Origin of the sequence: Eggerthella lenta DSM 2243 (genome assembly GCF_000024265.1) — a bacterium.
In the GTDB taxonomy this organism is placed as follows: Bacteria; Actinomycetota; Coriobacteriia; order Coriobacteriales; family Eggerthellaceae; genus Eggerthella; species Eggerthella lenta.
Map to the genome: position 1 here is coordinate 2,978,534 of NC_013204.1, position 15,043 is coordinate 2,993,576.

Below are 15,043 nucleotides of genomic sequence, written 5' to 3' on the forward strand. Positions count from 1 at the left end.
GAGAGCCCGCCGGCTACAGGATCACCGGATCGTGGGTTGATCGGGTGAAGACCTCGAAGCCGTCGGGCGTGATCACGCCGAAATCTTCCAGGCGCATGCCGAATTCGCCCGGCAGGTAGATGCCCGGCTCGACCGTCACTACGTTGCCCGGCACGAGGGGCTGCTCGTTGCGCGGCGACAGCGCGGGCTGCTCGTGGATGTCGATGCCCACGCCGTGGCCCAAGCTGTGGCCCATCTTGCCGGCAAAACCCGCGTCCGCGAGCGCGCGCTCGGCCAGCTCGTGCATGGCCTTGCCCGTCACGCCCGGCTTGAGCACGGCTTCCACCTGCTCGTTCGCGCTGCGGATGGCCGCGTAGGCATCGCGCATCTTCTGGGACGGCTGGCCCAAGAACACCGTGCGCGTCATGTCCGAGCAGTACCCGTGCGCCCGTGCGCCGAAATCGAGCACGACGCATTGACCCGCCTCGAGCACCGTCTGGCCAGGAATGGCATGGGGACTCGCGCCGTTCGCGCCCGCGGCTACGATGGACGGGAACGCAAGGCCCTCGGCGCCGTGGCGACGCATGAAGTCCTCCAGCTCGATCTGCACCTCGCGCTCGGTCATGCCGGGACGCATGTACCCCACGATGTGCGCGAACGCGGCGTCGGTGACGGCCTGGGCCGCCTTCATGCGCGCGATCTCCTGCACGTCTTTCACGGCGCGCAGGTTCACGATGAAGTCAGACGTTTCTCGCAGTTTCGGACGCTCGGGAACCTCCGCGAAGGCGGCTTCGAGGGCGCGAAAGCCGGCGAGCGACATGGAGTCCTCGATGCCGAGCGCGATGGCTTCGGCCTCGACCGACGGCCGGTCGGCATGGCGGGCGGCGAAGGTTTCGGCGACGAACTTCGCGTGGGCGACCCGTGCGTCGTCGACCGCGACCGCACCTTCGCGGGCAGCCGCCGCGCGCGCTGCCTCGCTGTAGCGCGAGTCGGTGTGCAGCACGGCATCGCTCGGCGTAACCAGCAGCGCGTGCGCGTCCTCGTCGTCGAACACGCCGTCGAACGCGGTGAGCCAGGCGATGTTCGAGGTGTCGCGCACGAAGAACGCGCCCATGCCCGCATCGGCGCAGGCGGCGCGGAGACGATCGAGGCGAGGCCCGGCAGCCGCAGCGAGCGCGGCGCTATCGGGCGAGCAGCACATCGACGGCCTCCTTGTAGCCCTCTTTGCCCTTGCCCTTGATCTGCGCCACGCATACCGGCGCGATGACCGAGATGCGGCGGAACTCCTCGCGCGCGGAAATATCGGATAGATGCACCTCCACCGTGGGCACGTCGATGGACGACACGGCGTCGCGCAGCGCGTACGAGTAGTGCGTGTGCGCACCGGGATTGTAGACGATGCCGTCGTACGCGCCGCGCGCCTCGTGCAACTTGTCGATGAGCGCGCCCTCATGGTTGCTTTGGAAGCAGTCGACGCTCGCACCCCGCTCGGCCGCGTATTCCGTCACCTCGCGCTCGATGTCGGCAAGCGTCACCGTGCCGTACACGTCGGGCTCGCGGACTCCCAGCAAATTGAGGTTCGGCCCGTTCAACACCAGAATCTTCTTCATAATCGGCTTCCTCCCCTATGCCTTCGAGCGAGCCCAAGCGTTCAGGTGGTCGAGGATGGTGGCGTCGTCGACGTCGGCGAGCTGCCAGGAACCCACGTCGCGGGGCAGCACGAAGCGCACCTGGCCGCGACGGGCCTTCTTGTCGCGCTTCATGGCCTCCAGCATGGCCTCCGGCTCGGCCGACCAGTCGAGGGCGGGCAGGCCCAGCTGGTCGAGCAGGCTGTCCTGCGTCTCGACCAAATCGAGCGGCGCGTCCACCAGCGACACGGCCATGCGCGCGGCGAAGCGCATGCCCTCGGCCACGGCCGCGCCGTGCGAGAACGCGCCGTACCCCGCCAGCGATTCGACCGCATGTCCCAACGTGTGGCCGTAGTTCAGGCACTCGCGCACGCCCTTGCTCTCGGACTTGTCGGCAGCCACCACGTCGGCCTTGAACACCACCGAGCGCGCGATGGCCTCCTCTACTACCACCTCGTCGCGCGCCGCCAGCGCGCCCGCCGCGTCGACCAGCCAGAAGAAGAAGTCGTCCGAGTCGATGACCGCGGACTTCGCTATCTCCGCGCAGCCGCAGGCCCACTCGCGTTCGTCGAGCGTGGCCAGCGTGGCCGTGTCGGCGCACACGTACGCCGGCTGTTTGAACGCGCCCACGAGGTTCTTGCCGGCCGCCAGGTTGACGCCGGTCTTGCCGCCCACCGAGGAGTCCACCATAGATAGCAGCGTCGTGGGAACCTGCACCACCGGCACGCCGCGCATATAGGTTGCGGCAACGAACCCGGCGAGGTCGCCCACCACGCCGCCGCCGAGCGCCACCACCACGCAGTCGCGGCCGAGCGCAAGGCTGGCCATGGCCTCCCATATCTCTCCCGCCACCTCGACAGACTTCGAGCCTTCGCCCGCCGGCACGGCGATGTCGCTCACGCGGAACCCGGCTTGCGCGAGCGCTTCCTTCGCGTCGGCGCGATACAGCGGCGCAACGTTCTCGTCGGTGACGACGAGCGCGCGGTCCGACTCGGCGAACACCGGCAGCTTGCGCAGATGCGCGCCCAGATTCGCCAGCACGCCGCCGCCGATGCGCACGTCGTAGGCTTCTTCGCCGGGGATGTTGACGATCACTTTCGTTGCAGGCACAGGATGCCCTCCTTCTCGAGCGCGCTCTGCACTTCGCGCGCGATGGTAGCCACGTTCTTGCCGGCGGTGTCGATGGTGAGGTCGGCCACCTCGGCGTACAGGGGCAGGCGCTCCTCGGACGTCTTGCGCGCGACATCGAGGTCCTGGAACAAAGGGCGCGTGGAGGTGTCGCTGATGCGCGACTTCGCCTCGTCGGCCGTGACCTTCAGGTACACGACGAACCCCGCATCGCGCAGGATGGCGCGGTTCTCATCGCGCTTCACCACGCCGCCGCCGCACGACACGAGCAGCGGCTCCTTGCCGGCCAGCTCGCGCAGCACGTCCGTCTCGATGGCGCGGAAGCCGTCCTCGCCCGCCTGCGCGAAGATCTCCTTCACGCGCTTGCCCTCGCGGCGCTCGAGGTACGTGTCCATGTCCACCGAGGCCACGCCGCAGGTGCGCGCCAGCCGTCGCGCGACCGACGTCTTCCCCGCGCCCATGAATCCCACGAAGAACACGGGGCGCGCAAGCTCCCCCACCACGCGAGGTCGTCTCGAAGCCTCGTGCCTCATCGCGCCATCGTCCTGAGCCGCTGGCGGTACGCTTTCACGGCCGCCTTGATGTCGGCCATGTTATCGCGCCCGAACTTCTCGAGGTACGCCTCGGCCAGCACGAACGCCACCTCGCTCTCGGCCACCACGGCGCAGGCGGGAACGGCGCACGTGTCGCTGCGCTCCTTCGACGCCTCTTCGACTTCCAACGTGTCGAGGTTCACCGTCTCGAGCGGCGTCATGAGCGTGGGAATGGGCTTCATGGCCGCACTCACGATGAGGGGCATGCCCGTGGTCATGCCGCCTTCGAGGCCGCCCGCATTGTTCGACGTGCGCACGAAGCCGACCTGCTTGTCCAGCGCGATGGGGTCGTGCACCTCGGAGCCCACGCGGCGAGCCGCTTCGAAGCCCAGACCGAACTCGACGCCCTTGATGGCAGGGATGGAGAACAGCGCCGCTCCCAAACGCGAGGTCAGACGATCGTCCGCCGTAGCGTAGCCGCCCACGCCCGGCACGAGCCCCGTCACCACGACGCGGAACGTGCCGCCCAGGCTCTCGCCCGCGTCTTTCGCGCGGTCGATCTCGGCCTTCATGGCCTCCGTCGCCTGTTCGTCGGGACAGCGCACCTCGCTCGTCTCGATAGCCAGCGGCTTGTAGTCGGGAGCGTTCATGAGCGCGTCGTCCTCTTTGAAGGACGCGCTTCCGATGGACGTGACGTACGAGAACACCTCCACACCCAGGTCGGCCAAGAACTCGCGCGCGATGCCGGCCGCCGCCACGCGCGCAGCCGTCTCGCGGGCGCTTGCGCGCTCGAGGATGTTGCGGCAGTCGGACGTGTCGGTTTTGAGCGCCCCCACGAGGTCGGCGTGGCCGGGGCGTGGCGTGACCTCACGGGCGAGGTCGGACGGAGCCTCGCCGAACGTGGCCATGCGATCGGTCCAGTTCTCCCAGTCCCGGTTGCGCACCACGAGCGCGATAGGAGTTCCCAGCGTGCGGCCGAAGCGCACGCCGGAGACGACCTCCACGGTATCGCGCTCGATACGTTGGCGGCCGCCGCGCCCGTAACCGGACTGACGACGAGAAAGGTCGGTGTTGATCTGCGATTCGGAGATCTTCAAGCCCGCGGGCACGCCTTCGACGATGGCCGTCAGGCACGGACCGTGGCTCTCGCCTGCTGTTAGGTATCGCATAGTCTGTCGCTTTCCGCGCTGATACGAATGGTTCGCATCGTATTGTACCCTACCGTTCAGGCAAGGCTAGCGAAAAGCAGGTCGCACGCCGCATCCGCATCGAATGAGGCATCAACCCCATCCCTATGGCTCACGTACTCGTCATCCTGAGCGAGCACAGCATTCGACAGTCCAGTGGACTGTCGAACTCCCGAGCACGCGGAGCGAGCGCAGGGAGGCTCCGCGAAGCGGGGACGCGAAGGATCCCGTACGGTGCCAACCGAGACGCTTTCAGCTGGCGCCTCACGGGATCCTTCGACTCCGCGCTACGCGCTCCGCCCAGGATGACGAAGCAACCAGTCGGTTCCGTTCAGGATGACGGAAGTCTACAGGTCGAACCCTGCCGCTTCCGCCATCAAGGCGAACAGCTCGTCGTCAGACAGGGCGACGTCGACCTCGGCGAGGTCGCACACGGCGTGCACGGTAGCCACCGCCTGCGCTACCAGCATCCCGGCGCCGTCGTGCACCGTACATCCCGCTTCGCGCGCGGCGCGCACGAGCGCCGTCTCGCCGTGGCCGTATACCGCGTCGAACACGGTCTGCCCCGCGCTCAGAAGCTCGACGTCGAACGGCGAGCCGTCGCCCTCGTTCATGCCGAGCGGCGTCGCGTTCACCACGAGATCGGCGGCGGCCAGCGCCTTCGTGGACGTGGTGTAGCTGCCGAACTTGAACGTGGTGCGCTCGTAAGCCGTGCGGAAGCTGCGATGGTGCGCCTGCGCTGCCGGCAGGTCCACCGTGGCATTTGCCAACAGGCCGAACCGCTCGACGTAGCCTTCGAGCACCTTGCGGGAGCGCTCCTTGTCGCGCCCGACCAGCATGGCCACGTCCGCCCCGGCGATGGCGCATGCGTGCAGGATGGACAGCGCCGTGGGGCCCGTGCCGCACACGGCCACGCGCTTGCCTGCGAAGCAAAAGCCCGTGCGCTCCAAGTACGCCACGCAGCCCTGGCCGTCGGTGTTGAAGCCGATGAGCGCGTCACCCTTCTTCACCAGCACGTTCGCGCCCTGGGCGAGCTTCGCCGTGGCAGCCTTCGCCGTGGCGGCCTCGAACGCGAGCGGCTTGTACGGCGTGGTGATGTTGATGGACAGGAAGCCGCGCGCCTCCACGAACGAGCGCGCCTCTTCCTCGGTCGCGCAATCAGCCAAACCGTAGCGCCACGGCAATCCTAAGCGCTCGTACACGGCGTTGTACATCGCGGGCGACGAAGAGTGCGCAATGGGATGTCCCAAGAGGTACAGGCTCTCGGCCGGCCGTTCGGCTTGCGTGTCGGTCATAACGATCCTTTCGCTCGCTCGTTCACATCAGACGCCCTGCGCGTCGGGTTCCTCATCCTCGCAGGGGACGGCGTTCTGCGACGTCGATGCGGCGCCCTCCGGCTTACGCTCGCCCATGACGACGCGCTCGAAGTTGCGCAGCAGCAGCGTATGGGGCAGATCCTGCTCCACCAGCGGAGCCAGCAGATACGCCTTCATGCCCAGAAAATGCGCGCCCATGACGTCGGTGACCAGCTGATCGCCGATGACCACCGTCTCGGAACGCTTCGCTCCCAGCTTGCGCAAAGCCATGAGGAACGCGGGCGGCAACGGCTTGACGGCCTTCGCCACGATGGGCAGCGAAAGACGGTTCGCCAGCTGGTACACCCCTTCGTGCCAGTTGTTGGACACAAGGCAGAACGTAATGCCCGCATCGCGCGCCTTCGCCAGCCAGAACCCCACATCGCGCGGCACTTCGTGGGTGTCACGCGTGAGGATGGTGTTGTCCACGTCCAGCAGCACGTTGCGAAAGTCCAGCGCCAGCAGGTCGCGGTCGATATCGATGCGCGAGATGCGCGCAAAGTAGCGGTCGGGTTCGAGAAAAGCCATGGCGTTGTCGCTAACGGCCTAGGAGAACGTCTGCTGATGCTCTTCGTACGTTTCGCTGAAGTAGTACTGCATCGTACCGCTTTCATCAGGCGCGAAGTAGAAGAAGAAGTAGTTCGTCTGCGCAGGGTTGCACACGGCTTGCAGGCAATCGAGACCCGGCGAGCAGATGGGCGTGGGAGGCAGACCCGTGTTCGTGTAGGTGTTGAACGGTGTTGGATTCTTGATATCCTCGGGGGTGGGGTCGTGACCCAGCTCGTAAGCCGTGGTCGCATCGCTTTGCAGGAAGCCGTAGTTCGGATCGCCGAAGTTGTTCAGGCGGTTGTAGAACACCGAGGCCACCTGGGCGCGGATCTGCTCGTCGCCCGACGACTCGCGCTCAACGATGGAAGCCAGCTTCACGGCATCGTAGATGGTGAGGCCCTGGCTTTGCGGGTAGGACCAATCGAGCCCCGACGTCTCGGTCTTGAACTGGTCGAGCATCATGCGCACTACCGACTCGGCCGTGGCATCGTCGCCGATCTCGTACGTTTTCGGGAACAGGAAGCCTTCCAGGCTGTTCGTGCCCGCGTCGGCCAGGAAGTCGTAGTCGGCCGCGTATGAGCTGGCATCCGACGCAGCGGCCGTGAACGCGTCCGCCGTGATGCGATTCTCGGTGAAGGTTGCCACGCTCTGGGCAACGGCCTCGAGCGTGCTTCCTTCGGGGATGGTGAGCGCGTTCGCCACCGGACCGGCCGTCAGCTGGTTGATGATGGCGTCGAGCGACATACCGCCCGCGAATGTGTAGGTACCGGGCTTGAGCTGGGAATCAACGCCCATCTCGTTGACGCGCTTCGTGAAGTCTCCCGCATTGGAAACCAGACGGGCTTCCGCAAGCTGCTCTCCGACGACCTTGGCACCAGCACCTTCGGCCACCGTGATCGTGGCCTCCTGACCCTCGGCCAGAAGCTCGACCGATTGCGCGGAACAGCTGTTGAACAGGGTGAGCGCGCCCCACGCCAAACCTCCGACGACAAGAACGGCCAAAACGGCGGCGACTATAGCAGGAGCCTTGCTTTTCTTCGGGCGGATATAGCTGGTATCGTACGTACGGAACTGGCGCTCGCCCCGGGCATGAGCCGAGCGAGCTGCATGGTTCGGACGCTGAGAATAGGTGACTTGCTTCCTGTGCTGGGGCATGGAACTGATCCTCTTCTTCCATCAAGCCTCACGGCGCGCGTCAAGCCACGCCTGCAAAAACAAACTTGCGGCTATCATATCTATTTTGCCGCGCATGGCCTTCTCGGTCATGCCCTTTTCACGCAAACTCCGTTTGGCTTCCTGCGAACTTAACCGCTCATCAGCGAATTCGTAAGGGATGCCGCAGGCGTCGGATATGGTTTTCGCCGCTTTCCGAATGCGCGCGGCCTGAGGCCCCTCCGCGCCCGCCATGGTGTAGGGAAGTCCGCACAGCAGCAGCTCCGGCTCCCAATCCTCAAGCGCTCGCTGGAACGGCTTCGCGCAGTTCAGCACTTCCGAGGCGGGCAGCACGGCCACCGGAGAAGCCACCCGCTCCCCCGGATCGCTCACCGCAACCCCCACGCGCGTCTCCCCAATATCCAAAGCCATAATTCGCATGATGAGCCCTTTCATGTTACCGGCGGATACGCGCGGCTTTCCGCTTTCAGCCTATTGTACGTCAATGCGGCAACCTGGCGAAGAGCGCAAGCATGCTCGCAACCTCTTTTGAGAAAATCGCACGGTCGATAGACGGCGGCTTGTCGTCGAGGTGCGAGAATATGGCAAAAATTTTGAGCTAGGTGAATGTGGGACGCCAGAAGACCGTCTTTGCATCGTAACTTATGCGCAAAACACCTGGTCGGTTTTCTCACACGCTCGCTTTTAGCCAAGTTAGATATATGTAACTTTTACCTACCTCGAAATTCTTGCCAAAATCAACCCGCCAAACGACCGAATAGGATTTCTCGATCCGTTTCGCACGCCCCAGGTTGACGAAGACGACAAGACGGTCACGCGCGTCCCGAAGAGGCAAGCGAGGCAGCATGATCACTCCCCAGGATGAAAAAAGGGCTTCTCCGATTCACGGAGAAGCCGCCGAAAAAGACGCCCCGCAGGTTGAAGCGCCGCTCGCAGAGCCGGTGCCCCCAGCGGAAGAACCGCCTCGGGCGCCGTGCCGAGGGGTGCGCCGCGAGATTTCCCCTTCGGGACTTGTCACGCTTCGCTTCGCGACGCCGCACCCATCGAGTCGAAACGTCCTGTGGACGTTTCGAGCGAGCTCGGGACCGCCTGGGCGCCGCACCCCTCGGCACGGCGCCCAGCCAACAACCCTACAGCAGCATGTCGCGCGCAGCCTGAAGGGCCGCGTCGATGCCCGAGGCGTCTTTGCCGCCGGCCTGCGCCATGGCGGCCTTTCCGCCGCCGCCGCCCTTGATGTTCCCCGAGATCGCCTTGATGACGGCGTCTGCGTCGAAGCCCACCTCCACCGCCTCCGGCGTGCCGGCCGCCAACAGCGTGGGCTTGCCGTCTTTCTCCGTGGCCAGCACCGCGGCGCCCGGCTGGCCCAGACGCGCGCGCAGCACATCCCACATATTGCGCATCTGACCCGCATCGGCCTCCGGCATGCGGCCGAACACTACCGGATAGCCCGCAGCGCTCGTCTGCGCGGTCTCGAGCAAGGCGTTGATGCCGTCGTCGGCCACGGCCTCGCGCCCACGCTTCAGCTTCGTCTGCAGGTCTTTCAAGGTCTTCATGTTCGATGCCGTGCGCTCGCTCACGTCGAACAGGGGCACGCGCAAAGACTCGGCCGCCTCCTTGAGCTCAGCCTCCACGCGATTCATGTACGCAAGCGCGTCGAAGCTGGTCACGGCTTCGATGCGACGCAGGTTCGCGCCCACGCTGGTCTCGGAGGTTATCTTAACGAAGCCGATTTCGCTCGTAGCCGAAACGTGGGTACCGCCGCACAGCTCCTGCGAAAAGCCCTCGATGTCGAGCACGCGCACGAACTCGCCGTACTTCTCGCCGAACAGCGCCATGACGCCGGCTTCGCGTGCCGATGCGAGCGACGTCTCGTAGGCGCGCACGGGATGATTCTCCATGATCTTCTGGTTCGCCAGGCGCTCCACCTCGGCGATCTGTTCGGCCGTCATGGCCTCGAAGTGGGTGAAGTCGAAGCGCAGACGGCTGTCGGCGACGTAGCTGCCCGCTTGCTTCACATGATCGCCCAGCACCTCGCGCAGCGCCCAATGCAGGATGTGCGTAGCGGTGTGGTTGCGGCGGATACGCTCGCGGCGCGGCACGTCGATGGCGGCATGCACGGCATCGCCCGCGCTCAAGCGACCGCTCTCCACCTTCACGGTGTGCGCGATCAGGCCCTTCTCGGGCTCCTTCGTGTCCAGGACCGCCACGATGGCATCGTCCTTCGCAAGCACGCCGGCGTCGCCGATCTGGCCGCCCTTCTCAGCGTAGAAGGGCGTAGCGTCCAACACCACGCGACCCTCGTCGCCCGCCTCCAGCACATCCACCTGCACGCCGTCTTTCACGAGCGCCAGCACGCGCGCTTCGGCGTCGTTCTTCGTATAGCCGAGGAATTCGGTGGGACCCACGGCCTCGAGGATCTCGTTCATCACGCCGCCATAGGTGGACCAGGCCGCCTCGGCGTCCTTCGTATTGGCAGCGCGAGCGCGCTCGCGCTGCTCGTCCATGCAGCGGCCGAAGCCTTCCATATCAACTTCGATGCCGCGCTCGTCGCACAGCTCTCGCGTGACCTCCACGGGGAAGCCGTACGTATCGTGCAGCGTGAACGCGCGGTCGCCCGGCAGCACCTCGCCCTCGAGCTCGGCCAGCGCCTCGTCGAGGAACGCGCGGCCCTGGCGCAGGTTTGAGCCGAAGCGCTCTTCCTCGGACAGGATGACGCGCCGCGTGAGCTCGCGGTTCTCCACGATCTCAGGGTACACGTGACCCATGAGGTTCACGATCTCGTCGACGTAATCGTTGAGGAACGGCTTGTCGAGGCCCAGCAGATGGCCCTTCATCACGGCGCGACGCAGCAGACGGCGCAGCACATAGCCGCGGCCTTCGTTGGAGGGCAGGATGCCGTCGGCGATCATGAATGCCACGGCACGGCTGTGATCGGCCATGATGCGCAGCGATAGGTCGATGGCCGCGTCCTCGCCGTACGTCGTTCCGGTCAGCTTCTCGCCCACCGCCACGAGGCTGCGCAGCACGTCCGTCTCGTAATTGGACTGGACGCCCTGCAGGATGGCCGCGATGCGCTCGAGGCCCATGCCGGTGTCGATGTTCTTCTTCGGAAGGGGCACGAACGTACCGTCTTCCTGTCCGTCGTACTGGGTGAACACGAGGTTCCAGTACTCCAGGAAGCGGTCGCAGTCGCAACCAGGCGCGCAGTCGGGGCTGCCGCAGCCGAAGTCCTCGCCCTGATCGAAGTAGATCTCCGAGCAGGGGCCGCAGGGGCCCGTAGGCCCGGCACGCCAGAAGTTGTCATCCTCGCCCAGGCGCGAGATATGGTCGTCGGGCACGCCCAGCTTCTTCCAGATCTCGATGGTCTCGTCGTCGTCGAGATACACGGTGAAGTACAGGCGCTCGGCCGGCAGGCCCAGCACCTCGGTGGAGAATTCGTACGCCCACGCGCACATCTCCTCCTTGAAGTATTCGCCGAAGCTGAAGTTGCCCAACATCTCGAAGAAGCTCTGGTGACGGCCCGTGGTGCCGATGATGTCGATGTCGTTCGTGCGCACGCACTTCTGCACCGTCGTCGTGCCGATGTAGGGGGCTTCAAGGTGCTTCTGCTGCAGGAAATACGGCTTGAACTGCACCATGCCGGCGCTCGTCAGCAACAACGACGGGTCGTCGGGAATGAGCGATGACGAGGGCCAGCGCTTGCAGCCCTTCTCCTCGAAAAAGCTCAGGTACTTCTCGCGGATCTCCGCGCTGGTCATGTACTTCATAGTCGTGTCTTTCTATCTCCTCGGGGGCCGCCTCGCACGACCCGCTGCTCCACTAACGACGTGCGCCCGCACGCCCCCACGCGCTCAGGCCAACAAAGCCCGATCAACGCTTCTTACGATGCTGCGCCTTCTGATCGGCCTCGGCCTTGCGCTGCTCGACGCGCTCGAACGCCGCCGAGATGTCGGGATGCGGCGACGTGGCATCGGCGATGGGATCGAGCGTGCCGTCCGAGGCGGTGGTGCCTTGGAAGAACACGCCGTCTGCGCTTACCAGCTGCCGCCCCATGCGCTTTTCGAAATAATACACGAAAACCGACTTCGCAACCGCGACGGCGGGAATGGAAGCCAACATACCCACAAGCGAGCCCGTGAAGCCGCTCATAGCGCCGCCTATAGCGGAGCCCGCCATCAAAGCGATGAGGGTGAGCGCCGGATGAACGTCCACCGAGTTCGCCATGATCTTCGGCGAAATAAACGTATAGACGATCTGCTGGATGGCAATGGTGCCGCCGAGCGCGATGACCGCGATCCAGGGGCTGACGAACACGCCCACGATGGCCGCAAGCGCACCGCCGAGCCACGGGCCCACGATGGGGATGATGTTCAACAGGCCGGCGATACCGCCGAGCGCCGCGTAGTTCGGGATGCCGATGGCGCCGAACAGAACGACGCAGCCCACGCCGATGATGGCGCACTGCAAAAGCGTGCCCTTGATGTAGCCGCCCATGACGCGCGTGAACGTGACGTGCAGCATTTCCAGATCCTCGTGGCGCTTCGGGTTGACGAGGCGCATGCATTCGCGTCCAAGCTGCGGAAGCTCCATGAGGATCCAGAAAGCCACCACCAGCGCAAACCCGAGCGCAACGAACGTGTTGACCAGACCCGTCCCGATGGCGACCACGCCGTTGGCGCTATCGCGGGCGAACGTCGAAGCCCATGAGACGATGGCGTCCAGCGCATTGTTGATCCACGTTTGCACCGTGTCGTTCTGAAGCACGTCGGCGTAGCGCGTGTACAGGTCGTTGCCCCACCCGGCGATGGTCTGAACGTAGCCCGGAATGCTCTCGATGAGGTTGGTGAACTGGTCGCCCACGCCGAACGCCGGCGAGAACATGAGAAGCCCCACCAAAGCCAGAACAACGAACATCAGGACGTAGGCGATCGTCGTGCCGGCCACGCGGGGAACGCCCAGTTTCTCCAGCTTGTTCACCGGTCCTCGCAGGCAGAATACGATGACGATGGACCAGATGACGATGCCGATAGGCACGCTCAAGATATTGAACAGGTAAACGAGAACGCCCGTGAGCAGAATGCCGCCCACGATCGTCCAGACTATGAGAAAGCTTCGCTTCGCTTTGTCGGTTTTCGTCGCTTCGGAGCTGGGAGTCTCCACCGAGTCGCCCTTTCGTGCCGTGTATGCTGTCGTTACTTGCCCTGGTTCGCTTTTTCGTCTGCGTCGTACGTGAAGTACTGCTGCGCAGCTGCGGCATCGGCGTTCGCGGCGGTAGCCACGGCATCGGCCATGGTGGCGGCGACTTCGGACGTCTTATCGGCGGCGACGCGTTTGGCTTCGGCCTTCTCGTCTCGCTCGGCACGCTGCTCGGCGCGTTGCTCGCGCTGGTCGGCAACGGCCTCCTTCGCGGCCGCGACCGAGGTGGTCACCACGCCCTTGACGACGTCGGCGGTCGAAACGGGCACTTCGGTGCCGTTTCCGTTCGCACCATGGGAGGCGGAGCGCTCGGCTTTCGCCTGGCCGAGGGCAACCGACTCGTCGCTGGCGCGGCGCGACTTGAACGCGTTGCGCACACGCGAGGTCACGTTGTTCACCAATTCCACCGGAGCATTGGTCACCGTGTCCACCGCTTCGACGGCCGAGGCCACCGAGTCGGTGATTTCGTTCACGTCTTCGAGAATCTGATCGACGCGCATGATCTCGAGGTTGGCGGCATCGACCGTCAGCGACACACGCTCCACCAGCGGATCCACCTTCGCCGCGACGGGCTCGAGCGACGCCGTGATACGCTCCACGCTTGCCAGCGTAGGCTCGACCTGCCTCTGCAGATCGTCGACCGTCTTGCGTGTCTTGCGCACGGTCATGACAAGCTCGATGACGAGCCACACCAGCACCGCGCCCACGATCACATAGACCACCGGCAACGCTATGCTGAGAATTTCGCTGATATCCACCGTATGCCTCCTGTTTCCGAAGCCATTACTATAGCACGAGCACCTTGGATGATATACAGGCCGAGGTCAACTTTTCACCCTGCTTCCACAGGAGTAGACAATCGGTTACCTTCCGCGCGACGTGGGGTTTTCTCCGGAATCCAGACGGTCTCGCGCGAACGTGTCGCTGCGGTAGGCCTCCCAACCGCGATCGCTCGACCGGTAGAAGCAGCCGCGCTCCAAACCGTCGGGCAGGTAGCGCTGGCTCACCCAGCCGCTGGGGTAGCTGTGCGGATACTTGTACTCGCCGTAGTTCTCGGATCCGGGGCGGTGCCGATCGCGCAGATGGTCGGGCACGTTGCGAGACGGCCCGTTGCGCACCTCGTTCAGCGCGGCATCGATGCCCGCCTCCGCCGCGTTGCTCTTGGGCGCGAGCGCCAGGTAGATGGCAGCCTGCGCCAGGTTGATGCGGCACTCGGGATAGCCGATGACCTCGGCCGACTTGAACGCGGCCTCAGCGATGAGCAGCGCCTGCGGATCGGCGTTGCCGATATCCTCCGACGCAGCGATGAACATGCGGCGCGCGATGAACTTCGGGTCTTCTCCCCCATCGATCATGCGGGCGAGCCAGTACAGCGCGGCATCGGGGTCGCTGCCGCGCATGGACTTGATGAACGCCGAGATGACGTCGTAGTGCATGTCCTTGTTCTTGTCGTAGGGCAGCGAGCGATGCGGCGTGGCCGCGCGCACGTTGTCCTCGGTGATCTTCGCGGGCTTCTTCGAGGTGCCGGGCTGCACCATACCAGCGGCAAGCTCCAACGTGGTGAGCGCCGCGCGCCCGTCGCCGCCCGCCAGCAGCACGATGGCGTCGCGCGCTTTGGCATCCAACCGATAGCGGCCGCCCAGGCCGCGCTCGTCGGCCAGCGCACGCTCCACGAGGCTGACGATCTCCTCGTCGGACAGCCCGTGCAGCTCCACCACGCGCGAGCGGCTGATCAGCGCCGAGTTAACCTCGAAGAAGGGGTTCTCCGTTGTGGCTCCCACCAGCACCAGCACGCGATCCTCCACGGCGTGCAGCAGCGCGTCCTGCTGGCTGCGGTTGAAGCGGTGGATCTCGTCGACGAACAGGATGGTGCGCAAACCGAACGCCGACAGGCGCTTGTCGGCGGCATCGATTTCGCGGCGCAGATCCGAAACCGTGCCGCCGATGGCCGACACCTCCACGAACGTAGCCTTCGTCGTCTCGGCGATGACGTGCGCGAGCGAGGTCTTGCCCGTGCCCGCCGGGCCGAACAGGATGACCGAGCTCAACTGGTCCTGCTCGATGGCGTTGCGCAGCCACGAGCCGGGGCCCACCGCCTCGTCCTGGCCGACCACTTCTTCAAGCGTGCGCGGACGCATGCGCACTGCCAAGGGCGCCACTTCCGACTTCCGCTCGTTTTCCATTTCGGTAAATAAGGTATCCATGCCATATATCGTATCATGCGAACGCTTGTTTGCCTAGCGGACGTTGCATTGTAGGCCGAAAAACTCGGAATCGCGCCCGAAAACGAGGCCTTCGGGCGACAACGCGCTCCC

Annotated in this window: 13 protein-coding genes; all 13 read right to left on the reverse strand. The window is 65.1% G+C overall.

Annotated features, from left to right (window positions below):
* Positions 1-13: 13 nt before the first annotated feature.
* Positions 14-1,180: a M24 family metallopeptidase gene (locus ELEN_RS12770; protein WP_009306667.1), complete on the reverse strand. Its 1,167-nt coding sequence runs from the start codon at positions 1,178-1,180 to the stop codon at positions 14-16.
* A complete protein-coding gene (gene aroQ, locus ELEN_RS12775) occupies positions 1,161-1,589 on the reverse strand; it encodes a type II 3-dehydroquinate dehydratase (RefSeq protein WP_009306668.1) in 429 nt (142 codons plus the stop codon). The genes ELEN_RS12770 and aroQ overlap by 20 nt, the downstream gene beginning before the upstream one ends.
* A gap of 15 nt (positions 1,590-1,604) precedes the next feature.
* Positions 1,605-2,717, reverse strand: a complete 1,113-nt coding sequence (gene aroB / locus ELEN_RS12780; RefSeq protein WP_015761252.1) for a 3-dehydroquinate synthase — start codon at positions 2,715-2,717, stop codon at positions 1,605-1,607.
* Positions 2,699-3,268 (reverse strand): shikimate kinase, encoded by a 570-nt coding sequence (locus tag ELEN_RS12785; RefSeq protein WP_015761253.1) that lies wholly within the window; start codon positions 3,266-3,268, stop codon positions 2,699-2,701. The genes aroB and ELEN_RS12785 overlap by 19 nt, the downstream gene beginning before the upstream one ends.
* On the reverse strand, positions 3,265-4,437 hold the full coding sequence (gene aroC / locus ELEN_RS12790; RefSeq protein WP_009306671.1) for a chorismate synthase: 1,173 nt from the start codon (positions 4,435-4,437) through the stop codon (positions 3,265-3,267). Before aroC ends, ELEN_RS12785 begins: the two co-directional genes overlap by 4 nt.
* A gap of 365 nt (positions 4,438-4,802) precedes the next feature.
* Positions 4,803-5,750: a shikimate dehydrogenase family protein gene (locus tag ELEN_RS12795; RefSeq protein WP_009306672.1), complete on the reverse strand. Its 948-nt coding sequence runs from the start codon at positions 5,748-5,750 to the stop codon at positions 4,803-4,805.
* Positions 5,751-5,777: 27 nt separating this feature from the next.
* Positions 5,778-6,338: a YqeG family HAD IIIA-type phosphatase gene (locus ELEN_RS12800; RefSeq protein WP_009306673.1), complete on the reverse strand. Its 561-nt coding sequence runs from the start codon at positions 6,336-6,338 to the stop codon at positions 5,778-5,780.
* Between the two features lie 18 nt (positions 6,339-6,356).
* Positions 6,357-7,514 carry an endolytic transglycosylase MltG gene (gene mltG / locus ELEN_RS12805; protein ID WP_009306674.1) on the reverse strand — a complete coding sequence of 386 codons (1,158 nt, stop codon included), beginning with the start codon at positions 7,512-7,514 and terminating at the stop codon, positions 6,357-6,359.
* Between the two features lie 21 nt (positions 7,515-7,535).
* A complete protein-coding gene (gene ruvX / locus ELEN_RS12810) occupies positions 7,536-7,952 on the reverse strand; it encodes a Holliday junction resolvase RuvX (RefSeq protein WP_009306675.1) in 417 nt (138 codons plus the stop codon).
* A gap of 710 nt (positions 7,953-8,662) precedes the next feature.
* Positions 8,663-11,299, reverse strand: a complete 2,637-nt coding sequence (gene alaS / locus ELEN_RS12815) for an alanine--tRNA ligase (protein ID WP_009306676.1) — start codon at positions 11,297-11,299, stop codon at positions 8,663-8,665.
* A gap of 103 nt (positions 11,300-11,402) precedes the next feature.
* A complete protein-coding gene (locus tag ELEN_RS12820; protein WP_009306677.1) occupies positions 11,403-12,692 on the reverse strand; it encodes an AI-2E family transporter in 1,290 nt (429 codons plus the stop codon).
* Positions 12,693-12,724: 32 nt separating this feature from the next.
* A complete protein-coding gene (locus tag ELEN_RS12825; protein ID WP_009306678.1) occupies positions 12,725-13,486 on the reverse strand; it encodes a hypothetical protein in 762 nt (253 codons plus the stop codon).
* Positions 13,487-13,591: 105 nt separating this feature from the next.
* Positions 13,592-14,932, reverse strand: a complete 1,341-nt coding sequence (locus tag ELEN_RS12830; protein ID WP_009306679.1) for a replication-associated recombination protein A — start codon at positions 14,930-14,932, stop codon at positions 13,592-13,594.
* Between the last annotated feature and the right edge of the window lie 111 nt (positions 14,933-15,043).